General features: G+C 38.0%; 16 protein-coding genes, 10 tRNA genes, 1 rRNA gene and 1 pseudogene. All 28 read left to right on the top strand.

What is annotated here, in order from left to right; genetic code table 11:
* Positions 1-244: 244 nt before the first annotated feature.
* Positions 245-360, top strand: a 5S ribosomal RNA gene (gene rrf, locus BMX63_RS15080).
* A 13-nt stretch (positions 361-373) separates the two neighbouring features.
* A tRNA-Asn gene (locus BMX63_RS15075) sits at positions 374-448 on the top strand.
* A 4-nt stretch (positions 449-452) separates the two neighbouring features.
* Positions 453-525 (top strand) — tRNA-Thr (locus tag BMX63_RS15070).
* Between the two features lie 44 nt (positions 526-569).
* A tRNA-Glu gene (locus BMX63_RS15065) sits at positions 570-641 on the top strand.
* 49 nt (positions 642-690) lie between these two features.
* Positions 691-766 (top strand) — tRNA-Val (locus BMX63_RS15060).
* Positions 767-782: 16 nt separating this feature from the next.
* A tRNA-Thr gene (locus BMX63_RS15055) sits at positions 783-858 on the top strand.
* A 17-nt stretch (positions 859-875) separates the two neighbouring features.
* Positions 876-962: transfer RNA gene (locus BMX63_RS15050), tRNA-Tyr, on the top strand.
* Positions 963-965: 3 nt separating this feature from the next.
* Positions 966-1,040, top strand: a tRNA-Gln gene (locus BMX63_RS15045).
* A 1-nt stretch (position 1,041) separates the two neighbouring features.
* Positions 1,042-1,114: transfer RNA gene (locus BMX63_RS15040), tRNA-Lys, on the top strand.
* A 12-nt stretch (positions 1,115-1,126) separates the two neighbouring features.
* Positions 1,127-1,201, top strand: a tRNA-Gly gene (locus BMX63_RS15035).
* Between the two features lie 10 nt (positions 1,202-1,211).
* Positions 1,212-1,287, top strand: a tRNA-Ala gene (locus tag BMX63_RS15030).
* Between the two features lie 228 nt (positions 1,288-1,515).
* Positions 1,516-2,412, top strand: a complete 897-nt coding sequence (gene rocF, locus BMX63_RS15025) for an arginase (protein WP_093137106.1) — start codon at positions 1,516-1,518, stop codon at positions 2,410-2,412.
* Positions 2,413-2,614: 202 nt separating this feature from the next.
* A complete protein-coding gene (sigW, locus tag BMX63_RS15020) occupies positions 2,615-3,178 on the top strand; it encodes an RNA polymerase sigma factor SigW (RefSeq protein ID WP_093137104.1) in 564 nt (187 codons plus the stop codon).
* A 12-nt stretch (positions 3,179-3,190) separates the two neighbouring features.
* Entirely contained in the window at positions 3,191-3,811 is a 621-nt protein-coding gene (locus BMX63_RS15015) for a zf-HC2 domain-containing protein (RefSeq protein WP_093137102.1), read from the top strand.
* A 392-nt stretch (positions 3,812-4,203) separates the two neighbouring features.
* Positions 4,204-5,022, top strand: a complete 819-nt coding sequence (gene cdaA / locus BMX63_RS15010; protein WP_093137101.1) for a diadenylate cyclase CdaA — start codon at positions 4,204-4,206, stop codon at positions 5,020-5,022.
* The gene (locus tag BMX63_RS15005) at positions 5,015-6,253 is read left to right on the top strand and encodes a CdaR family protein (protein ID WP_093137099.1); all 1,239 of its coding nucleotides are present in this window, start codon (positions 5,015-5,017) and stop codon (positions 6,251-6,253) included. The genes cdaA and BMX63_RS15005 overlap by 8 nt, the downstream gene beginning before the upstream one ends.
* Before the next feature lie 146 nt (positions 6,254-6,399).
* Complete coding sequence (gene glmM, locus BMX63_RS15000; protein WP_093137098.1) at positions 6,400-7,755, top strand: phosphoglucosamine mutase; 1,356 nt, start codon at positions 6,400-6,402, stop codon at positions 7,753-7,755.
* Positions 7,756-8,279: 524 nt separating this feature from the next.
* Positions 8,280-10,085 carry a glutamine--fructose-6-phosphate transaminase (isomerizing) gene (gene glmS / locus BMX63_RS14995; RefSeq protein ID WP_093137096.1) on the top strand — a complete coding sequence of 602 codons (1,806 nt, stop codon included), beginning with the start codon at positions 8,280-8,282 and terminating at the stop codon, positions 10,083-10,085.
* A gap of 251 nt (positions 10,086-10,336) precedes the next feature.
* Entirely contained in the window at positions 10,337-10,483 is a 147-nt protein-coding gene (locus BMX63_RS18185; RefSeq protein WP_177167346.1) for a hypothetical protein, read from the top strand.
* Positions 10,484-11,201: 718 nt separating this feature from the next.
* Positions 11,202-12,737 (top strand): NADH dehydrogenase subunit 5, encoded by a 1,536-nt coding sequence (locus BMX63_RS14990; protein WP_093137095.1) that lies wholly within the window; start codon positions 11,202-11,204, stop codon positions 12,735-12,737.
* On the top strand, positions 12,734-15,358 hold the full coding sequence (locus tag BMX63_RS14985) for a DUF2309 domain-containing protein (protein WP_093137093.1): 2,625 nt from the start codon (positions 12,734-12,736) through the stop codon (positions 15,356-15,358). Before BMX63_RS14990 ends, BMX63_RS14985 begins: the two co-directional genes overlap by 4 nt.
* Before the next feature lie 212 nt (positions 15,359-15,570).
* Complete coding sequence (locus BMX63_RS14980; RefSeq protein WP_093137091.1) at positions 15,571-15,933, top strand: Na-translocating system protein MpsC family protein; 363 nt, start codon at positions 15,571-15,573, stop codon at positions 15,931-15,933.
* A 34-nt stretch (positions 15,934-15,967) separates the two neighbouring features.
* A complete protein-coding gene (locus tag BMX63_RS18180; protein WP_177167345.1) occupies positions 15,968-16,120 on the top strand; it encodes a hypothetical protein in 153 nt (50 codons plus the stop codon).
* 136 nt (positions 16,121-16,256) lie between these two features.
* Positions 16,257-16,466 (top strand): annotated as a pseudogene (locus BMX63_RS14970) (NUDIX domain-containing protein); the annotation flags it as partial.
* An 86-nt stretch (positions 16,467-16,552) separates the two neighbouring features.
* Positions 16,553-17,038, top strand: a complete 486-nt coding sequence (locus BMX63_RS14965) for an HIT family protein (protein ID WP_093137086.1) — start codon at positions 16,553-16,555, stop codon at positions 17,036-17,038.
* A 16-nt stretch (positions 17,039-17,054) separates the two neighbouring features.
* Positions 17,055-17,729, top strand: a complete 675-nt coding sequence (locus BMX63_RS14960) for an HAD family hydrolase (protein ID WP_093137084.1) — start codon at positions 17,055-17,057, stop codon at positions 17,727-17,729.
* Between the two features lie 93 nt (positions 17,730-17,822).
* Entirely contained in the window at positions 17,823-18,437 is a 615-nt protein-coding gene (locus BMX63_RS14955) for a histidine phosphatase family protein (RefSeq protein ID WP_245732848.1), read from the top strand.
* On the top strand, positions 18,427-18,927 hold the full coding sequence (locus BMX63_RS14950; protein WP_093137080.1) for a hypothetical protein: 501 nt from the start codon (positions 18,427-18,429) through the stop codon (positions 18,925-18,927). Before BMX63_RS14955 ends, BMX63_RS14950 begins: the two co-directional genes overlap by 11 nt.
* Positions 18,928-18,936 lie beyond the last annotated feature (9 nt).

Raw genomic sequence — 18,936 nt, 5'->3', positions numbered from 1 at the left:
GTGCAGCTGACGGATACTAATCAATCGAGGACTTAACTTATACGAAAAGCAGAGGCGACTGATCAGGTCCGACCGCATAAGCAGAATGCACGGAGTGACACGGATTTTGTCACGGAGTGGATTGTGCTTATGACGGCTTGGACCTAGGAGCCGGAGCTAGACAGCGAAAAACGCACTGATCATTCCGATTGCCTTTCTTATCTAGTTTTGAAGGTGCTATATAAGCATTACATAAGAATCAAAGTCCAGTGGCGATGGCGGAGAGGTCACACCTGTTCCCATTCCGAACACAGTAGTTAAGCTCTCCAGCGCCGATGGTAGTTGGGGTCCTTCCCCTGCGAGAGTAGGACGCTGCTGGGCGATTTAAAACTATTCCACCGTAGCTCAGTGGTAGAGCAATCGGCTGTTAACCGATCGGTCGTAGGTTCGAATCCTACCGGTGGAGCCATGCTGCTTCCATAGCTCAGTCGGTAGAGCGCTTCCATGGTAAGGAAGAGGTCGCCGGTTCAAGTCCGGCTGGAAGCTCTTTGGAAACATAGTATTCGATAAGAATAACTTGTATTTAGAGTGGCCCGTTGGTCAAGTGGTTAAGACATCGCCCTTTCACGGCGGTATCACGGGTTCGAATCCCGTACGGGTCATCGTTTTTTAAGGATAGTTGCTAATACATCATTAGCAAGATCCTTTGTCGGAGGATTAGCTCAGCTGGGAGAGCACCTGCCTTACAAGCAGGGGGTCGGTGGTTCGAGCCCGCCATCCTCCACCATTACTTCTTTAATTATGCCGGCCTAGCTCAACTGGCAGAGCAACTGACTTGTAATCAGTAGGTTGGGGGTTCAAGTCCTCTGGCCGGCACCATTTTAACTCTATTGTTTGGAGGGGTAGCGAAGTCTGGCTAAACGCGGCGGACTGTAAATCCGCTCCCTTTGGGTTCACAGGTTCGAATCCTGTCCCCTCCACCATATTGGGCCATAGCCAAGCGGTAAGGCATCGGGTTTTGATCCCGTGATGCGCTGGTTCGAATCCAGCTGGCCCAGCCATGAGCCATTAGCTCAGTTGGTAGAGCATCTGACTTTTAATCAGAGGGTCGGAGGTTCGAATCCTCCATGGCTCATCTTTTTAATTTGCGGAAGTAGTTCAGTGGTAGAACACCACCTTGCCAAGGTGGGGGTCGCGGGTTCGAATCCCGTCTTCCGCTCCAGAAGAATGAAGGGGCCTTAGCTCAGCCGGGAGAGCGCCTGCTTTGCACGCAGGAGGTCAGCGGTTCGATCCCGCTAGGCTCCACCAAACAGAATATAAATGTATAAACACTGTCTCGATTTATCGCAGACGGTTTTTTTATGTTTATAATTATGAATATAAATCCTCTTTAAAAGTAAAATCCTCGTATTTTTCTGCAAGTGAAACAAAATTTCAGACACTTTTGTTTAAAGCGTATATATATACAAAAATTTGTCAGGTTGAAACACTACCTTCTTTATATCTACAATATAGATATTAAAGGAGGCAAAAAGCATGAACAGACAAATATCACTTATTGGAGTTCCTATGGATTTAGGTCAAAATCGACGTGGGGTTGATATGGGACCTAGTGCGATACGGTATGCCGGTGTGGTAGAGCGTTTAAAGAAATTAAATTATGCTATAGAAGATTTGGGAGATATAGAAATTCCAAATCCAGGGAAACGTCCTGAAGACAAGGGTCTTAAAAATTTACATGAAGTATCTGAAGGAAATATTCGACTTACCGAAATTGTAGATGAAACAGTAGAAAAAGGCCATTTTCCATTAGTCCTGGGTGGGGACCATAGTATAGCCATTGGTTCTCTGGCGGGTATTGCAAAACATGCGGAAAGCCTCGGTGTTATTTGGTATGATGCACATGGTGATTTGAATACGGGCGAAACATCTCCATCCGGAAACATTCATGGTATGCCGCTTGCTGTAAGTTTAGGGTTAGGAGATGAAAAGCTCACGCAAATTGGCCATTATGCTCCGAAAATACGTCCGGAAAACATTGTTATTGTTGGAGCCAGATCTTTGGATGATGGAGAAAAAGAACTCATAAAAGAAAAAGGGATAAACGTATACACGATGCATGAAGTGGATCGACTCGGAATGACCAAAGTTATGAATGATACCATTCAGTATTTGAAGGATCGTACAGACCATGTTCACTTAAGTTTAGATTTAGATGGGTTAGATCCTCAGGATGCACCGGGAGTAGGAACACCAGTTGTCGGAGGACTTAGCTTCCGTGAGAGCCACTTAGCCATGGAAATGTTAGCTGAAGCTGATATTATAACTTCAGCTGAATTTGTGGAAGTTAATCCAATATTAGATGAGAAAAACAAAACGGCTTCTGTGGCAGTTGATTTAATGGGTTCTCTTTTTGGAGAAAAATTGTTATAATTATATTTACATAACAAATTCCACAGCAACTTGTCTTAGGAACAAGTTGCTGAATTTTTTATTTATAAACCTTTTTTCCTCATTTATAATCATTATAAAGCGAACAACACGATAGACATAAAAATTTTAAAAAAAGTGAAACCTGATTTGTCTGGTGTTCGTACATATAAAGAACCCGCAGATCTTAGCGGAGGTACAAAGGATGGAAACGATAATTAAACAAAAAATTCGCCAAGTAAAAAAAGGTGATCAATCAGCATTTGAGGAAATTGTAAACTATTATCAGAACAAAGTGATTCAGATATGCTTTCGAATGTTGGGGAATATTCATGAAGCAGAAGACATTGCACAGGAAGCTTTTGTAAGAGCTTTTACCAATATCCACTCCTTTGATGAAAATAGAAAATTTTCTACCTGGCTGTATCGAATCGCTACGAATTTATCAATTGATCGAATACGGAAAAAGAAACCAGATTATTATTTAGATTCTGAAGTCAAAGGGACAGAAGGATTAACGATGTATTCACAGCTTTCTATGGATGAACCCTTACCAGAAGAAGTAGTAGAAAGTATGGAGTTAAACAAGTATATTCAAAAACAAATTTTATCCTTACCTGCAAAATATCGGTCGGTTATTACACTTCGTTATGTAGATGATTTATCTCTTCAGGAAATAAGCGAAGTGCTCGAAATTCCAATGGGGACGGTTAAAACTCGAATACATCGTGGCAGAGAAGCTTTACGAAAAAAGCTTCACGATTTGTAAAGGAGTGAAAGCATGAGCTGTTCAAAGCGCTACATGGAGTTGATGCATAAATATCTCGATCATGAAATCATGAAGGATGAAGAGGAAGAGTTAAAACATCATCTAATGGAATGTGAAACCTGTCAATCTCACTTTCATGAACTGAAACGAACGGAAACGTTACTAGAAAGCCCTACTCATGTGCAAGCTCCAGCTAACTTTGCGCAACAAGTAATGAAGAAGCTTCCACAGGAGAAAAAAAGGGTCAGTTATAAAAAATGGCTAAAAGCACATCCCATTTTTACTGCGGCAGCTATCTTTTTTATATTAATGTTTTCCAGTGTAGTATCCTTATGGAATCAGGATGAGCAACTAACGGTTTCCAAGCAGGAAGGTCTTGTTATAGAAGATGATACTGTAATTATTCCAGAGGGACAGACAATTAGTGGGGATCTTGTTGTGAAAAACGGAAATGTTAAAATTGAAGGGATACTTCAAGGAGATCTTGTTTTAATAAATGGTGAATTAAAGAATCGAAAAGCTTTATTAGCCTCTGCTGGAGAGGTAACAGGACAGATTGAAGAAGTCAATCAGGTATTTGAATGGGTTTGGTATCATATAAAAGAAGTCTCACATGATGTTTTCTCCTTTTAGAGAATAAAGATTTTAAGAAAAGCGGCAGCGACCGGATATGTCTGACCACAAAATAGGCCTCAACTAGATGAACGATTGCACAAAGGGCTATTATGTTTAGGAATAGGACAAAGATTGAACGTAAAACCGCTAATATAGCGGTTTTTTTCTTGCACATTAGGTTGTAGCAAATAACTATTATATCTTAAAATGGTCTCTTAGGTTTAAAGGGTTATAGCGATAGGGAATTATGGTATAATAAAGGAAGTTTAGAATTTGGCTCAGGATTACTGATAGTACTATAATGTTACATCGGTTTAAATGAGCTTTATACAGAAACAATCACAGGGGACCGCCCGATTGAAGGTTTTGCTTGATTCATATGAAAAACAACGGTAGAAGGAAGTGTGCACATGCTTGATGGGGGATTTGATTTCGTAGAACTTTTACGAATTATTATAGATGTTACCCTCGTATGGTTCGTTTTATATAAATTATTTATGCTCATTAGAGGAACCAAGGCTGTACAGCTTTTAAAAGGGATATTTGTCATTTTAGCCATTTTTTTTGCCAGTTCTATTTTAGGATTAAAGACGGTGCAATGGTTAATGTGGCAAACCATGATGTGGGGTCCTTTAGCGATTATTATTCTCTTCCAGCCTGAATTAAGAAGAGCATTAGAACAATTAGGTCGAGGGAAGTTTTTCTCAAGGAACACTCAATCTGAGGAAGAGGAGCTGAAGGATTCAATTGAATCCATTATTAAGTCCTGTAAATATATGGGAAAACGTCGGATTGGTGCCCTTATTTCTATTGAAAGAGAAACAGGCATGAACGATTATGTGGAGACAGGGATTAAGGTTCATGCTAATCTTACCAGTGAACTTTTAACCAACATTTTTATTCCGAATACCCCATTACACGATGGTGCTGTTATTATTAAGAGAGATGAAATAATTGCAGCTGCGTGTTACCTGCCGTTGTCAGAGAGTCCTTTTATTTCCAAGGAATTAGGGACACGCCATCGGGCTGCATTAGGGATTAGTGAGGTAACCGATGCTTTAACAATCATTGTGTCTGAAGAAACAGGTGCTATTTCGTGTACCAAAAATGGAGAATTGCATCGTGATTTAGAAGAAAATGCATTAAGAGAGATTTTGACGAGTGAATTAAATCCCGAGTTTGCCCAATCATCGAAAAGTTGGCACTGGAGGGGGAAGAAAAATGGATAAATGGTTAAAAGCCCCTTGGTTTATTCGCATTGTATCGTTACTTCTAGCCGTTGCATTATATATATCCGTTAGTTTAAACGATAACGAAGCAAGTGGATTAGAGGACACCTTGTTCCCAAGTGGATCCAATGACACGGTAACCATGAGTAACATCCCTTTGCAAGTTCGTATTGATGAAGAAAAATATGTTGTACGAGGCGTTCCTCAAACAGTGAGTGTAGCTATTGAGGGGTCTAAAAGTATTGTTACGACAACTGAGAGAGTAAGATCTTTTGATGTATACCTTGATTTAGAAAACCTTGAACCGGGTAAACACGATGTTCGGGTTCAGCATGAAGGCTTTAATAATAATCTGTCTGTAAATATTGAGCCTCAAACGATTGAGGTCGTGATTGAGGAAAGAGCAACTAAGGAATATACAGCCGAAGTTGACGTTATTAATCAGAATCAATTAGATGATGGAATGATTTTAGGTGAACCAGTCATCGAACCAGAAAAGATAAAGGTAACGGGAGGCAAATCAGAGATTGATCAAATTGCCATGGTAAAAGCCATTGTAGATTTGAACGAAATAGATGGAGACGAAATTAATGTTGATGATGCCCCTGTGAAGGTCTATGACCAACAAGGAAATGAGTTAAATGTTTATGCGGATCCATCTGCCTTACACGTTGAAATTCCAGTCGAAGTGGGGCAAAAAGAGGTTCCATTATCGATTCAAACGGAAGGAGAGCTTCCTGATGGGTTAAGCTTACAATCGCTTTCAGCCGAACCTGAGGCTGTCACTGTTTTTGGACAAGAGTCCTTATTAAACAGCTTAGAAGAAATATCAAATCTGTCTGTTGATTTATCTTCTGTTAAAAAGGATGGTAAAGTTGAAATTCCGGTTCCGACTCCTCCGGGATTAACAAAAGTAGAACCGTCCACTGTACAAGCTAATATAGATGTTGAGGAGACAGTAGAAAAAACCTTAGAGGATATCCCGATTGAAGTAAATGGATTGGAAGATGGCCGAGATATCAGTTTTATTGAACCAGAAAACGAAACGATTGATATAACCGTATTTGGAACTGAGAAGCAGCTTCAGGAAATTACAGCAGAGAATTTCACAGCTTCCATTGATGTACAAGGCTTTTATGAAGGTGAATTTGATGCTGAAATCCAAATTAGTAACCCTGAAGATTATGAGTTTACATCCAATTTTAACCATGCACGAGTTCGAATTGAATAAATAGAATGTAAAGAACTAATAGGTCTGGCTAAAAGGCCTTGCTGAAATAGGACAAAAGGTAATCTTCAGTTAATATTTTCATTACCTTGTCTCTTGCGCAGAACAGGCCTTTGCGCTTGGAATTAAGGACGAAGGAGCGATTATTCATGGGAAAATATTTTGGTACGGACGGTGTCAGAGGCATAGCAAACAAAGAATTAACACCTGAGTTAGCTTTTAAAGTTGGCCGTTATGGTGGTTACGTATTAACAAAAACAAGTGACAGCCGGCCAAAAGTACTAATTGGTCGTGACACCCGTATCTCTGGTCATATGCTGGAAGGAGCTCTTATAGCTGGATTGCTATCTATTGGGGCCGAAGTGATGCGTATTGGCGTAATCTCGACTCCTGGTGTTGCCTATTTATCTAAAGCGTTAGAAGCACATGCTGGAGTAATGATTTCAGCTTCACATAATCCTGTTGAAGATAATGGAATTAAATTTTTCGGGTCAGACGGATTTAAATTAACTGATCAACAAGAAGCGGAAATTGAAGAGTTAATGGATCGTGATGAAGATGATTTGCCTCGACCCATTGGAGTAAATATTGGTCAAGTTAATGATTACTTAGAAGGTGGTCAGAAATATCTGCAGAATTTAAAGAAAACCATTGATTTTGATTTTGAAGGTATCAATATCGCCTTAGATTGTGCGCATGGAGCTACATCATCATTAGCTCCCCATTTGTTTGCTGATTTAGAAGCCGAAATTACAACCATTGGTACGTCACCAGATGGATTAAATATAAATGATGGAGTAGGTTCAACTCATCCAGAAACGTTGCGTGAAGTCGTTTTAGAAAAAGAAGCCGATGTTGGTCTTGCCTTTGATGGAGATGGGGATCGACTGATTGCGATTGATGAGAAAGGAAATATAGTGGATGGCGACAAAATCATGTATATTTGTGGAAAATACTTAAAAGATACTGGTCGTTTGAAACAAGACACGGTCGTATCCACTGTGATGAGTAATATCGGACTTTATAAAGCTCTTGAAAAAAATGGTACCTCAAGTGTGAAGACAGCCGTTGGAGACCGCTATGTCATGGAAGAAATGAGAAAAAATGATTACAATCTCGGAGGAGAGCAATCAGGGCATATCATTTTTCTTGATTATACGACAACAGGTGATGGAATGCTGTCTGCTCTTCAATTAGTAAATGTGATGAAGGATACCGGTAAACCATTATCTGAATTAGCGGCTGAAATGGAAAAGTTCCCACAGGAGTTAAAAAATATTAAAGTAATTGATAAACATCAAATTCATACCAATACCCAAATTCAGGATGAAATTAAAAAAGTAGAAGGAATTTTAGGCGACGACGGACGTGTACTAGTTCGTCCATCGGGTACAGAGCCTCTTGTCAGGGTTATGGTAGAAGCACCAACCAAAGAAGAGTGCGGAATATATGTAGAGCAAGTATCAAAAGTTATTCAACAACAATTAGGAATGAAAGAAGAGTAAGATTATGCGCAGGTATCACATTGGCAGATACCTGCGCATAATCTTATTTTAGATAATGTTTAAGTCTAAAATAGAATTTTTTATTGACGAAGTATTTCCTTTTTCGATAAAATAATGGTGCATCTTTGGTATTATTTTCGTTCCAGGATGCTAGTCTGGAAAGGAAAAGGAGGATTATTCATTAATTAGTTAACCAAAAGCGCCAGGACTATTTCCATTTAAGCGAAAGAAGGATTTGCTATTCTTTTTTTGAGTACACTAAGAGAAAAGACGATGCACATTCTTTCTTTCCAAACGCGGAGATAGTTGACGAGGAGGAGGTTTATCGAGTGTTCGGCGGATGCCTTCCGGTTGCAAGCATCTCAACCGTTACGTTTTAAACGAAAAACAAAGGGGTGACTCTTTGTACAAACGTTTAAAATAAGATGCAGAGAGTAAATTTATCACGAGAAAGGGGCAAACATCGCCCCTATTTTAAGAAATAGTACTTTGTTTGTCCCTTTCCAAAGGGAGGAAACAAAATTATGTGTGGAATTGTAGGATATATCGGACAGCAGGATACAAAGGAAGTACTATTAAATGGATTGGAAAAACTTGAGTACCGTGGCTACGACTCTGCAGGTATATCAGTTTTAAATGATAAAGGCGTTCATCTTTTTAAAGTAAAAGGAAGAATTGCCGCATTACGTGATGAAGTGGACGAAAGCGTTGATGCAACAATGGGAATCGGCCATACTCGTTGGGCAACACACGGTGCGCCAAGTGTGGAAAATGCTCACCCACATCAAAGTGTGTCTGGTCGTTTTACCCTTGTGCATAATGGTGTTATAGAAAATTATGTTGCTTTACGTAATGAATACTTGCATGATGTTGAGTTAAAGAGTGAAACCGATACAGAAGTCATTGTTCAACTAGTAGAAAAATTAAATGATCAGTATCATGATGTGGCTAAAGCTTTCCGTGAAGCCGTGCGCTTGCTTGATGGATCCTATGCTATTGCCTTAATGGATGAACAGAATTCAGATCAAATTTATGTGGCCAAAAATAAAAGCCCACTATTAGTTGGTTTAGGTAATGATGGCTTTAATGTTGTATCCAGTGACTCTCTAGCTATGCTCCAAGTAACCAATCGTTTTGTAGAGCTTATGGATAAAGAAGTGGTCATGGTAAGACGTGATAAAGTACAAATTCTCGATTTAGATGGAAATGAAGTGGAAAGAGAACCATTTACAGCAGAAGTGGATGCCAGTGATATGGAGAAAGGCACGTATCCACACTTTATGCTGAAAGAAATTGATGAACAGCCACTTGTTATCCGTAAAATCGTTCAGGAATATCGTAATGAACAGGATCAAATCAAATTAGACACTGACATTCGTCAAGCTATGCTGGATACAGACCGCGTTTATATTATTGCAGCAGGAACGAGTTATCATGCCGGATTAGTTGGAAAGCAAATGATTGAAAAGTTAGCAAACGTTCCCGTTGAAGTTCATGTGGCTAGTGAGTTTTCCTATAACATGCCGTTATTAAGTGAAAAGCCACTCTTCATCTTTATTTCTCAAAGTGGAGAAACAGCTGATAGTCGTTCGGTACTAGTCCAGGTTAAAAAAATGGGCCATCCAGCGTTAACCGTTACGAATGTTCCAGGGTCAACCCTTTCTCGTGAATCGGATTATACCTTGCATCTTCATGCAGGTCCTGAAATTGCGGTTGCATCAACCAAAGCTTATACAGCCCAAATTTCCGTACTGGCTATTCTCGCTGTGGATACGGCGAGAGCAAAAGGCATCGAACTGGATTTTGATCCATTACAGGAGCTTGCCATTGTTTCCTCTGCTATGGAAACCTTGTGTGATCAAAAGGAAGAAATTGAAAAGATTGCTTCTGACTTTCTTGAAACCACTCGTAATGCCTTCTTTATTGGACGTGGAATTGATTATTATGTCAGCCAGGAAGGCGCATTAAAACTTAAAGAAATTTCCTATATTCAAGCAGAAGGTTTTGCTGGTGGTGAGTTGAAGCACGGAACAATTGCCCTGATTGAAGACGGAACCCCTGTATTTGCCCTTGCAACACAGGAAAATGTCAATTACTCGATCCGTGCCAATGTTCAGGAGGTTGTTGCCCGTGGTGCTAATGCCTGCATTATTAGTATGGAAGGCTTGGATCAGGAGAATGATACGTTTGTTGTGCCAAAAGTACACGAACTCCTTGCACCACTGGTTTCAGTCGTTCCAATGCAGCTGATTGCTTACTATGCAGCTCTTCATCGTGATTGCGACGTGGATAAACCACGGAACTTGGCGAAGAGTGTGACAGTGGAGTAAGGTTTATAATAGTTTAGTGTTCACTGTAATAAAGTGCAATGAAGTTAGTAAATAACAAAAAATGGTAAATAAATTTTCTGCAAAAGGGAAGAGTTTAAATTAACTTCTTCCCTTTTTTAGGCTCTAAAATATATGTTGGGGTGCTAGTAATTTTCTGACAACTTTTTATGGCATAAGAAAACACGGAATCTCCTCATTTTGTTAGACTTTGTTTAGACCAATAAACAACGACAAAAAGGAGATGCGTGTAATTGCTTTCTAAGACGTCTTTACCAGGATTAGAAGAGTTTATCATGACCAAGGCATTCGAGAAAGATGGATACTATCAACTTCATGTGGAACTAGAGCAATACACCTCACTCATGTCCGTGACGACGAATCCTCCACGTATTTTATAAGCATTATGAAAACCTGACGGACAAGCAGTTATGGTACTTAAATGACTACATAGAGAAATCAGATGAGCTAGGATAAATGGAATTAGTTGCTAATAAAGGCTACATGAAGGCATGTGGGAATAGAGGAGTCAGAAATTCATAAAATTTCAAGAATATGCTAACAATTCAATGTTGGATAAATGAATTTCACATCTACATCATTCTATAGGGTCAAAGTGAAGTGGGTATTGAGGATACGTCACTACACAAGAAAAGAGGATAAGGTGATTTTGGCTATTGACAGGTTTTATAAATTAGTATATATTATTATTATCCTAATAATGGATAGATGTCTGTTTTTTAATTTCTTAAATAGTGGACTTTAGCATTCTTTTAATATTTTTATAGTATATTGATTGGATGAAAAAGTAACCTAAAAATGGTATATTTAATAATCTAATATGTTCAATTAGGTATATTCCGATTGATTATTAGTATGAAAAAATTATAAACATAAAAAGGTAGCACTTCAAAAAACTTTGTTGAAGGAGTTAGTTGGAGTGAAACCGACAATTTTCAAGATTCAATGATTTTAGAATCATCATTGAATTTTTTAAGTTGTCGGTTTTTTTATTGAGTGGATACAAATTTTATTCAACCGTAAAGAAGTAAAAAATATATAATATAGACCTTTTTAAAATAATTATCGGTTTAACTTATATAGAATGGAGAATGCTTTGTGTTATTTTCTTTGAATTTGTCATTATTGTTAACATTATTTTTTATTATGCTTATGGTTTCTGGACTAAGTGGACTATTATTTTTACATCCGCGAGTACCTTTGAGGTATGTTCGAATTCATGTTGGTATTGTAGCTTTACCTCCACTGGTTTCCTTATTGGCTCTCATTAATACTAATGTGAATGAAGTTGTTGGGCCTTTGTATCTAGATAACTTAGCTTGGTTAATGGCTTTCTTTGTTCTTTTAATAGGCTTAGTCATTCAGCGTTTTTCTGTACGTTACTTAATGGGAGATCAATCTTATCGTAAGTATTTTATGCTTTTTACACTCACTACCAGTGGTGCCTCGATTGCGTGGTTAAGTGGTGATCTTCGCTTGATGGTTATATCTTGGGGAGCAACTCTCGTTTGTTTAACCTTACTTATAAGGTTAAATAGTGAATGGAAAGTAGCCAGAGAAGCTGCTAAGGTTTCTGGTCGCCTATTTATATTAAGTTGGTTTTCATTATTTATTGCGGTAATTTGGCTTTTTCAAGTAACAGGTCAATGGCAGTTCTCATTAGCCCTAACAAATGAAAGTTTTACTCAACTTGGAGCATGGGGAAGAACAGGGATTAATTTATTGATTATATTAGCCGTGCTAATTCCGGCTGCCCAATGGCCTTTCCAAAGGTGGCTGATTGAGTCGGTTGTTGCTCCTACTCCTGTTTCTGCGATTATGCATGCTGGTTTAGTAAATGCAGGTGGGATTATGCTAACTCGGTTTTCACCTCTTTTTAATGGAGGTGTAGCTTCGATTATGTTACTTATTCTTGCAAGTGTTTCTGTTTTGATTGGATCTGGAATTAGTTTAGTTCAAGTTGACTATAAACGTCAGTTAGTAGGCTCTACAATTGGCCAAATGGGATTTATGCTCATTCAGTGTGCACTAGGTGCGTATATGGCAGCCATTATTCATCTAATTTTACACGGTTTGTTTAAAGCTACGCTGTTTTTAAAGGCTGGTTCAGAAGTACGTCGTTTTGAAGCGTTGAATGGTGTTAACAAAAGGTCATCCTATTTATGGATCTTGGCAGGCCGGACTTTAGGATTACTTGGAGGGTTTGCTTTTTGGTTCATGGCTCCAGGAGAGGGCTATCAATTGATAAGTGCGCTAATCTTAGGATGGTCATTGTCCGTTTCTTGGACACAGCTTGTAGCATTTGGAAAGGGAGGAATTGGCCGAATCGTTGGCTTATCATTTTTAGGAGGAGCAGCCATCATTTATTTTATCATTCATAACCTTTTCAATATGTTGTTGCAGAAAACTGTTTTTCAAAGTGTGCAGCCTCCAATGATAGTTGTCATTCTTATCGTATGTATCCTACTGTTTGGTTGTACTATGGGTGCATGGGTTGCTCGGAATCGTTCTTCTGCTTTCTTTGCAGTACTCTATCTATGGTTAGTGCGATTAGGTGAAGCAAAACCAAAGTCAATAGAAAGCCATCCAAACTACCTTAAACAATATTTATCTCAAGGAGGTAATCAGTCATGAGCGGAACATCTTTATTAACGAAAGAAAAAGCAATAGAAGAGGATGCAAATATTGATCTTAATGAAAGGGATATTGACGTTTTAGTTGAATCAGCTAGCCGAGTGATTGCACCACTTTGGCCAATCTCTTCATTTGCAGCACGTAATCCGTGGATGGGACTTGAAAATCAATCCTTTGAGCAGGTTGCAGGATGGTTAAAAAATACTTATGATATTGATATATACCCTAGTGTTTCTATGATTCTGGCGGCAAAGCGTAAAGGAGAGATTGAAGAAACTTATGTAAAAAAGGGTCTACAGCGTTGGCTTGATTCATATTCCTTTGATATCCCACGGGACAGGGCAGAGCGATTTTGCCTTGCTGCACTAAAATTAGATTCATTACCTTCTAATCTTTTATCTTCAAATAAGCTGGAGAAATTGGTAGAGGAATTTAGTGGATTGAATACGAATAGTATTGAAGTTACTTCAACGGAACCAATAAGTTCGCATATAGAAAATCAAGATGGTGAACGGTTAGTCCATATTCTCGATTATCATGTCATTAAGTGGTGTAAATTATATCTTGATGACTATCAGGCAGGTTGGTCAATGCCAAATCGTGAGGAAGGTTTCTATCGTGCATGGCGTTGTCTCATTCAATATGATCCAGCACTTAGTAAAAAAGAGCGTAAAAGCCTAAAAAATTGGCCACAAGAGGCGCATATGGCTTTGAAGGAAGCATTATCATTACTAGAAATCCCTAAATCAGAGATACAGTCATACCTTGAAAGTCACTTGTTGTCCCTACCTGGGTGGGCAGGAATAATCCTTTGGCGAACCCAACAATCGAGTAATGAACATGCGCTTCTAACAGAATATTTAGCAGTTCGAATTTCCATGGAGTGGGCGCTAGTTAAGCCTTATTTACCTTTGACTAATCAACAATCTAAGAAAAAAGTTTCGATTACGCCACTTTTAGCATCTTGGCTCCATTGGGGAGACCTTACAGTCGAGGAATGGTCTCAGATGTCAGTTGCTGAACAAAACGAATATTTGTCATTTGCCTACAGTTTTGATGAGAAGCTTCGCAGGAAACTTTGGTTAGAAGCCTGGGAACAAACATACACAGATCGATTAAGTCAGAAGATAGTCTCTAACAAACGTGAAACCAACAATAAAGAATCTCCATTAGCTCAATTAGCATTCTGTATTGATGTACGATCAGAACCTTTTCGTCGTCACCTTGAAAAAGAGGGACCGTTTGAAACGATAGGAGTTGCCGGTTTCTTTAGCTTACCGATTGCAACGACTAAACTAGGGAGTAAGCAAAGCCATTCTTCTTTACCGGTTATGCTAAAGCCTAAACACAAAATAAATGAGTCGGCAAGTGAAAGCAAACTTAAATCATACCAACAACGAAAGCAGGCAGTTAACTCCTTAAGTTATACATTTAAAATGATGAAACAGAACGTACTTGCGAGCTTGCTTTTACCAGAGCTAAGTGGACCTTGGCTTACTTTGCAAATGATAGCACGTAGCTTTGTGCCAAGTAGAACCGATTCTTCCATACGAAAGCTCCGTGAAAGTTGGGTGCGCAAACCAGATACAAAACTCTCACTGCACCATGTTCAAAAAAAAGAAGAAGAATTATCTATTGGTTTTTCTAAAGAAGAAAAAGTGAACTATGCGCGCCAAGCTATAAAAATGATGGGAATAACAGAGAGGTTTGCACCATTAGTGGTAATATGCGGACATGGTAGTCAAAGTATAAATAATCCTTATTCCTCTTCGCTTGACTGTGGTGCCTGCGGTGGAGCGTCAAGTGAATTCAATGCAAGGGTTTTAGCTACATTATGTAATCTTCCAGAGGTAAGAGAGGGGCTTTCTTCTGAAGGAATTGAAGTCCCTGAGGAGACTGTTTTCGTGGCCGCTGAACATAACACAACGGTTGATGAACTACATTGGCTTTATGTTCCTGAACTTTCTGAAGCTGCACAAGAAGCATTTGATCGTATCGAATCTATTATGCCGAAAGTGAGCCAGAATGCGAATAAAGAACGTCTAACCCATTTACCTAATTTCAAATTGAAACTTAAAAATCCAAAGGCTGAGGCACACCGTTTTGCTGAGGATTGGAGTGAGGTACGCCCGGAATGGGGATTAGCTCGTAATGTCGCTTTTATTATAGGTCAGCGTGAACTAACTCAGGATTGTGACTTGGAAGGTAGAGTCTTCCTTCATAACTATGATTGGAAGCAAGATGAAAGTGGTGATCTCTTAGCTGATATTATTTCAGGACCAGGAACTGTGACCCAATGGATTAATCTACAATATTACGCTTCAACGGTAGCACCTCATTACTATGGTAGTGGAAATAAAGCAACTCAAACCGTTACATCAGGTCTAGGTGTTATGCAGGGAAATGCAAGTGACTTGTTAGCCGGACTCCCTTGGCAATCTGTTATGAAATCAGATTACGAGGCTTATCATTCACCTCTTCGTTTGCTGATTGTCATTCAAGCACCTAAAGAATATGTAGAACGGTTAATTAATAATGATTACTCATTTCGAGAGAAAGTTCAAAATGGGTGGGTTCGACTTGCTCGGGTAGATTCAGATGGACTTTGGGAAAATTGGTAACTGTTTTTCATTATTAAATCAGTATTTATAAAGAATGATACTTTATATTTATAATAAATTGAACTAGAAAAAATCGCTTTGTCAATATAACATAAGCATGTATCTTGTTAAGGTTAACGACCGACGGCTCAACTTTACTTAATGGGTAAAAATCGTTTAGAGACTTAACAAGGCATTTGAATCTACATTTTTTGATAGGAGATGTATTATATATGAAATTATCTAAAGGTTCTTATGAATCCGAGATTAGTAAGGCCATTACTCATTGGGAAAAGGAGTTTCTTGGGCGTGGGTCTATATCAGTTAAGACAGATATATTAAGGAATATGATCATTGTAAATCTAAAAGGTATTTTAACACCAGCTGAGTATACCGTTTGTAAAACAAAAGAAGGAATGTTAACCATTAAGAAAACTCGTTCGGAATTAGTTGAATCAGGTATAGAAGATCTTAAGGATATTATTTTAACAATAACTGGAGAAAAAGTGAAAAGTTTCCATACTGATATAAGCTCTCGTACAGGTGAACGAGTGATGGTATTTCTTTTATATAATGATTTGGAGAAAAATCTTTAGGGAGGGTGTATCAGAGAATCGACACTATTATCAAGTGATTAAAATAGAGGGTCAGAGCAAAGAGTATACCCATCTCCCATTAAGAGACGATTACGGTAAAAGTAATCGTCTTTTTCATACTCAAAGGCAAAAAGCTCTAGAAGAAAACGAAACCAACCTGTATCCTGTTGATATTTTTGGTCCTTGACTGGATTATCTTTAGTTTTCTCAAATTACTTTAATTCTCGTTATACAATCATTTGAAATATAAGTCTATTAATATTCTTTATATGCTTTATAATCGTTTTTAAGCACTTCATGGAAACAAATGAAAGGAGATCTAAATGTATAAATCTAAGAAATATCACCGAGCTTTTGGCGTATATGGAATTTATGTAGAAGGCAATAAACTTTTGGTTATAAACAAAAATGGTGGGCCGTATAAAAATCGTTATGACCTCCCTGGTGGTAGTTTAGAGAGTGGAGAGAGTTTATCGGTAGCAATCCAAAGGGAGTTCAAGGAGGAAACTGGAAAGCCTTTGAATGGATTGAATCTAAAAAGCTTGGGGTAGATGCAGTATGTTATAAGCAGTGGGAAGTTAAAAATTATTGAGGCAAACTTGCCTTAGAGGAGGATTCTATGAGAACGATTACTCTTTCAAATGGAAAAGCCGTAGAAGTAGAATGTTTAAGCTGTGCTTTGACAAATGGATATATCGAGCCAGACGGTGGTGTGGTAGTAGAAACAGAGTATTTTCATGCACATCAAGATGTTGCATATCCCATAAAAGGTTTAATTATTTTAGCATCTAAGCGTCATATTAAGTGTTTTGATGAACTAACAGCAGAAGAACGAATGGATTACATAAATATCTTGTCCAAGATCAGGGGGGCCCAAAGAAAAGTCTTAGGGATTGAACATGTGTATTATTTTTATAATGAGGATACGACCCACCATTTTCATACTTGGATGGTTCCACGCTATGAATGGATGTACAAGTTTGGGAGGTCAGTAGAATCTGTTAGACCTGTATTGCCTCATACGAAAAATGAATCGAATAATGAAGAAAATATGAAAGAAGTAATGGAAGCGATTAGTACATTAGCAGAGGAACTAAATAAATAAGGGATGTGTGTTTAAGATGATTAAAGCTGTTATCTTCGACTTAGATGGCACCTTGCTAAATAGGGATGCTTCTTTACAAAAGTTTTTAGAGAACCAATATAATAGATTGCATGATTATCTTGGTCATATTTCGAAAGGAAATTATGTATCAAGATTTATAAAGTTGGATTGTCACGGGTTTGTCTGGAAAGATAAAGTGTACCAGCAAATGGTGAATGAATTCAATATTCGTGAAATATCTTGGGAGAGGTTACTACAGGATTATATAACAGAGTTTCACAATAGTTGTATTCCTTTTACCAATCTAATCAGTACGTTAGAAAGGTTCATAAATAATTCAATTCGATTAGGGATGATTACAAATGGAAAAGGTCAGTTCCAAATGGACAATATAAGGGCTTTAGGGATCGAAAGCTATTTTGATACAATCCTTATTTCTGAATGGGAAGGGATGAAAAAACCTAATCCCGAAATATTCCAAAAGGCATTAACACAAATGAATGTTTCGCCGAATGAGAGTATGTACGTAGGCGATCATCCTGAAAATGATGTTAAAGGAGCAAAGAATACGGGGATGTGGGGAGTATGGAAAAAAGATACACAATCGAATAATGTTAACGCTGATTTCATTATTGAGGAATTAAATGAAATACCATTCCTTATCCAAGACATAAATAAACGTAGAAACTAAAGGGCTACTGATTGTCGGAATTTGTTAAAATCTATGTAATCCTCATGTGTATTTATTAAGAATGACAAAGAATGATAATCATTATGAACGTTTATGGAAAGGTTGATTCGTTTGCAGACAAATTTATATTTTGTTAGACATGCTCATTCTACATATACACCAGACGAGTTAGGCAGACCTTTGTCTGAACGTGGGTTTCTTGATGCAAATACTGTAACTGAATTGCTTAAAAAAGAAGCGATTGATTATGTCTATTCAAGCCCATACAAACGTGCAATCCAAACAGTTGAAGGAGTTGCAAAATACATAGATAAAGAGATTATTTTAGTAGAGGGTTTTAAAGAACGGATCTTGGCGGAAAAGCCTGTAGAAGATTTTATAGAAGCCATTACAAAGGTTTGGAACGACTATGATTTTTCATGGAAAGGCGGAGAATCGAATAGGATCGCTCAAAAAAGAGGTGTCAATACTACTTACCAAGTATTAGAAGGCAATACAGGTAAGAATGTAGTAATCGGTACTCATGGTAATATAATGGTTTTAATTCTGAACTATTTTGATAATCAATATGGTTTTGATTTTTGGAAGCAACTCGAAATGCCAGATATATATAAACTATCATTTAACGGAAAGAAACTCATAGATGTCCAAAGAATATGGGGGAATCCTAATTATGAGGATTATTGGGTGGTAAATATTGAAGATTAATGTTCTTATCCTGATACTTTTATTCATTACAATTTTATTATTTGGCTGTAGCAATGGCACGGTTGAAACGGAAAGGTTAACAATTCTAGGCAATGAAAGTAAGGTTATATATTCACAATTAGTCCATGAAGACTTTGACGGATTATCAACTCAGGTCTGCATAGAAAATAACCAAAACGATATGGCCCCGTTTTTAATCACTTTTGAAATAAAAGACAAATTAACTTCTATTGTAGATGAGAGTTCTAGTGTATTAGAAATCGATAGTCGTAACATTACGAATTTGTCACCTGATGAAGATACTTTTTGTATAGGTAACACCTTAATGTTGAAAAAAGAAGTCAGCCAGGATGATTTAAGAAAGATGGTTAATGACAGGGATCTTAACGTTTCAGTAAAAGAGTTAAATGGTGAGATTATCTCCTCATATGCCTTGCAAAAATTTGTTATTGGGAAACAAGACGGATCAGTAGTAAAACCAGAAGATTAAGGGGAGAGT

Source organism: Salinibacillus kushneri, from assembly GCF_900111405.1.
Taxonomy (GTDB): Bacteria; Bacillota; Bacilli; order Bacillales; family Alkalibacillaceae; genus Salinibacillus; species Salinibacillus kushneri.
The sequence above is the reverse complement of the archived record's forward strand: the minus strand, read 5'-3'. Positions and strand labels throughout refer to the sequence as shown.